The 3,957-nt window shown below is 74.8% G+C and carries 4 protein-coding genes and 1 pseudogene; 3 read left to right on the top strand and 2 right to left on the bottom strand.

What is annotated here, in order from left to right; translation table 11 throughout:
• Positions 1-159: 159 nt before the first annotated feature.
• The 3 genes and pseudogenes from AB0F81_RS50630 to AB0F81_RS50620 all read left to right on the top strand — a co-directional run.
• A pseudogene (locus AB0F81_RS50630) lies at positions 160-594 on the top strand (Daple); the annotation flags it as partial.
• On the top strand, positions 594-1,553 hold the full coding sequence (locus tag AB0F81_RS50625; RefSeq protein ID WP_360211543.1) for an alpha/beta fold hydrolase: 960 nt from the start codon (positions 594-596) through the stop codon (positions 1,551-1,553). The pseudogene AB0F81_RS50630 and the gene AB0F81_RS50625, both read left to right, overlap by 1 nt.
• 255 nt (positions 1,554-1,808) lie before the next feature.
• Entirely contained in the window at positions 1,809-2,888 is a 1,080-nt protein-coding gene (locus AB0F81_RS50620; RefSeq protein WP_360211541.1) for a DUF3152 domain-containing protein, read from the top strand.
• Between the two features lie 57 nt (positions 2,889-2,945).
• Here AB0F81_RS50620 and AB0F81_RS50615 read toward each other — a convergent pair whose 3' ends face one another.
• Both AB0F81_RS50615 and AB0F81_RS50610 read right to left on the bottom strand, forming a co-directional pair.
• On the bottom strand, positions 2,946-3,479 hold the full coding sequence (locus AB0F81_RS50615) for a hypothetical protein (RefSeq protein WP_360211539.1): 534 nt from the start codon (positions 3,477-3,479) through the stop codon (positions 2,946-2,948).
• A gap of 75 nt (positions 3,480-3,554) precedes the next feature.
• Positions 3,555-3,957 (bottom strand): hypothetical protein (locus AB0F81_RS50610; RefSeq protein WP_360211537.1); only part of this gene is annotated, 403 nt, incomplete at its 5' end.

Genomic DNA, 3,957 nt, shown 5'->3' with positions numbered 1-3,957 from the left:
GGCGCCGGTTTCACGGTGGACCTGGCATGAGCGAGCTTGCGAGCGAATCATTCGGGTTCCGCCGCGCCGATCGCCGCGAGCGCGCCGGTCGCGGAGCCGAGAGCCCGCGAGGTCCGGGCGTCGGCCGCCGCGCTGGTGCCGCACGACGCCAGCAAGCCGCGGCCGCTGGACCCGGGCGACAGCCCCGGCCCGCGCGTCGTCATCGAGAACGTGCACGTCAACACGTTCGGCGCGGACGCCACCGTGGAGGTGCGGCTGAGTGCCGGCGGGCGGACCGCGTCCGGGGTGGCCACCGGCCCCGCGGTCGACGGCTACCTGCTGCGCCTGTGCGCCACCGCGACCGCCGGCGCCGTCGACGAACTGCTCTCCACCTCCCGGCACGAGGAGGGTCCGGCGCGCTGCTTCGTCGAGCACGCCGCGGCCGTCTCGTTCGGCCCGATGCAGGTGGCGGTCGTGGTGCTGCTGCTCTCCTGCGGCGGCGGCTGGGTCGAGCAGCTCGCCGGCTCGGCCGTGGTCACCGGTGACGACCGGCACGCGATGGTCCGCGCCACACTCGCCGCGGTCAACCGGCGCCTTGAGGCACTGTTGGCCTGATGAAAGGCGCGGTTCTTGCCGACGACAGTCTGCTGTTGCCGGAGGGTGAGGTGCCGCCGCCCTGGCCCGCTCGCCGGGTCCAGGTCGGCGGGTCGATGCTGCACGTCCGGGAAACGCGGGGCCTGACCGGCGACGCCGAACCGGCGGTCTACGTGCACGGCCTCGGCGGCTCCTCGCAGAACTTCACCGACCTGGCCGGCCTGCTCGCCGACCGGCTCGACGGGCAGGCCCTGGACCTGCCCGGCTTCGGCTACAGCGACGCGATCCCGCGCTATTCGATCCCGGCGTTCGCGGCGATCGTCATCGACTATCTGGAGCAGTCCGGCCGCGGCCCGGTCCACCTGATCGGCAACTCGCTCGGCGGCTCCATCTCGGTGCGGGTGGCCGCCCTGCGCCCCGACCTGGTGCGCACGCTCACCCTGATCTCGCCGGCCATGCCGTTCCTCGACCCGCGCCGCACCGCGCAGGGCCCGGTGCTGCCACTGCTCGCGCTGCCCCGCGCGGACCGCCTGATGGCCTGGGCGCTGACCCGGATCACCGCCGAGCAGATGGCCGAGCAGGTGCTGGCGGCCTGTTTCGGCGACACCACCAAGGTGCATCCGCAGCGGCGCGCCGAGGCGATGGAGGAGATCCAGCTCCGCTACACGGTCGCCCACTACCCGAAGGCCTACCTCGGCACGCTGCGTGGCCTCGTCGGCAGCTTCCTGCGCGCCTACCTGCCCGGCGCTGACTCGCAGTGGCGGCTCGCCGCCCGCGTGCAGGCGCCCACGCTGGTCATCGGCGGTCTCGGCGACCGCCTGGTCGATCCGCGCGTCCCCGCTCAGGTCGCCCGCGCCGTCCCGGACAGCCGCCTGCTCGTCCTGCCCGGCGTCGGCCACGTCGCGCAGATGGAGGTCCCCCGCCTGGTGGCCCGCGCGATCGTCGGCCTCCTCGACGAGGTGCGCACCCCCCTCGGCTGAGGCCGGGCAGTCCTCTCACGCAGCTTTTTCCGTACGAGTTCCGCACAGCCCCGTGCCTACCCCGCGATCCGAGCACGCCCTCACGGCCGCAGCGCGACCGCCGGGCGTAAGCAGTCCCTCACTCTCGCGTGTGAACTTCGGCCGCCATAGGCGCCGCGATTCCCCACAGTTCGGGGTTGTGGGCGAGATGTGCCGTGCCGCACATGATCCTTGTGGGGTGGGCGCGTTCGACGGGATATGAAAACCTTGCACCTAATGATCTCGCGCGCCCCCGTCCTCGAGCCGGAATCCCCGCGCCCGGGGGATCGCTGGCGCCAGTCCTGGCTGGTCGTCTTCGCGGCGGCGATCGTGCTGCTCATCGTGGTGCTGGTCGGTCAACAGCTCACCGCACCGGTGCCGGCCGGCAACCCGGCCGCCGCGAGCTCACCGTCCGCCGCTTCGCCGAGCACCCCGTCGGCAGATCCCACGCCGAGCGCTGCGGCGCCCGGAGGCCCCATGCCGGGAGCATCGCTGCCGGGTGGCTCTCCCGTGCCCGGAGGCCCCGTGCCGGGAGTATCGCTGCCGGGCGGCGCTGCCGCGCCCGGAGGTTCCGTGCCGGGAGCATCGCTGCCGGGCGGCGCTGCCGGCAACGCCCCGGCGTCCGGCGGCCCGCTCCTGGAGTCCGGCCCGGCCTCGGCCTCTCCGTCACCGTCGGCCGTGGCTGCCGGGCCGTTCCCCGCGCCCGGCGTGCTGCGCCTCTCCGGCGCGGCGCCCACCCGCGGCACCGGCCGGTTCGAGTACTCGGCCGCCCGCGGCCCGGTGGCCGGCGCCAAGGGGCCGCTGCGCCGCTATCGGGTGGCGGTCGAGAGGGGCAGCAACGAGGACGTCGAGGCGTTCTCCGCGCAGGTCCGGGCGATCCTCGGCGACCGGCGGAGCTGGGCCGGCTCGGGCCGGGTGCGCCTGCAGCCGGTCGCCGGATCCGAGCCGGCCGACTTCACGGTTTACCTGGCGACCCGGGAGACCGCCGGGCAGATGTGCCTCCGGGGCGGCACCAACATCCGGATCGGCGGCGTCCCGTTCACCTCGTGCCGGGCCACCGGCAAGGCGATCATCAACCTGGACCGCTGGCGCGGGTCGGCGAAGCCCTACCTGCAGGCCAAGGTCGACCTGGCGACCTACCGGAAGTACGTGATCAACCACGAGGTCGGGCACGAGCTCGGGCACCGGCACGAGGGATGCCCCAAGGCCGGGGGCCCGGCGCCGGTGATGGTGCAGCAGACCATCACGCTGCGAGGCTGTGTGCCCTACGCCTGGCCTCGCCGCAACAACCGCGACTTCTCGGGCCCGAGGCTCTGACCTCGTCCTTCGGCTCATCCGGTACGGAAATCCGAAAGTCCTGTGACAAGCGGTGAGTCATGGCAGGCTGACGCTTGCTATGGCAAACCCGACAAATGGTCCCGCTGGTCCGGGCGCCGGCCGGCACGCCGACGCTGCCGAGCCCGTGTCCGAGGAGACGCCGTCGCCGGCCCGCACCTTCCCGGCGACCGCGACGAAGTCGATGATCACGGTGCCCACGGAGTCCACCCGCAAGCCCGCCCGGACGCCTGAGCCCGGCGAGTCGCCCACCGCATCGAGCCGGAAGGCGCCGTCGGTCAAGCCGCCCGCGGTCAAGTCGACCTCGACCCGGGCCACGTCGACCAGGCCGGCCGCCCGGAAGACCGCCACCTCGGCCCCGGCCGAGCCGGACCCCGCCGAGACGACCACCGGCCGTCCCGCGGCGTCCACCCGGCGCCGGTCCACCGCCGACGACGCCAAGCCACGGCGCGCCACCACCCAGGCCGACGCCGAACCCGAACCGCCCCGCCGAGCCGCCACCTCCCGGCGAACCAGCTCAGCCGCACAGCCCGGCACCGAACCAGCGGCGCCGCGCACGACCCGCCGAACCACCACACCTAAGCCCGGCGACGAGCCACCGCTCGCGACCCGCAGCGCCCGCCGGTCGTCCGCGGCCGACAGCGACGATCAGGCGCCGCTCGCCACCCGCAGCACCCGCCGGTCGTCCGCGGCCGACAGCGAAGAGCAGCCGCCCTCGGCGCGCAGCACCCGCCGGTCGGCCGTGGCCGACAGCGGTGAGGAGCAGCCACCACCGGCGTCGCGCAGCCGGCGCCGGAGCACCGCGGCAGAACCCAATGCCGAGGTGCAGCCGGCGTCGCGCGGCCGGAGCCGGTCCGCCGCGGTCGAGGCCGATGCCGAGATCCAGCCGGCGTCGCGCAGCCGGCGCCGGAGCACCGCGGCAGCGGCTGACACTGAGGTGCAGCCGTCGGCGTCGCGCAGCAGGAGCCGGACCGCCGCCGCAGAACCCGAGGCCGAACCGCAGCCGCCGGCGTCGCGCAGCAGGCGCCGGAGCGCCGGAAGCCAGCCCGAC

The sequence above is a fragment of the Actinoplanes sp. NPDC024001 genome, assembly GCF_040638955.1.
Lineage (GTDB): Bacteria > Actinomycetota > Actinomycetes > Mycobacteriales > Micromonosporaceae > Actinoplanes.
This window is presented reverse-complemented; position numbering and strand designations above follow the sequence as displayed.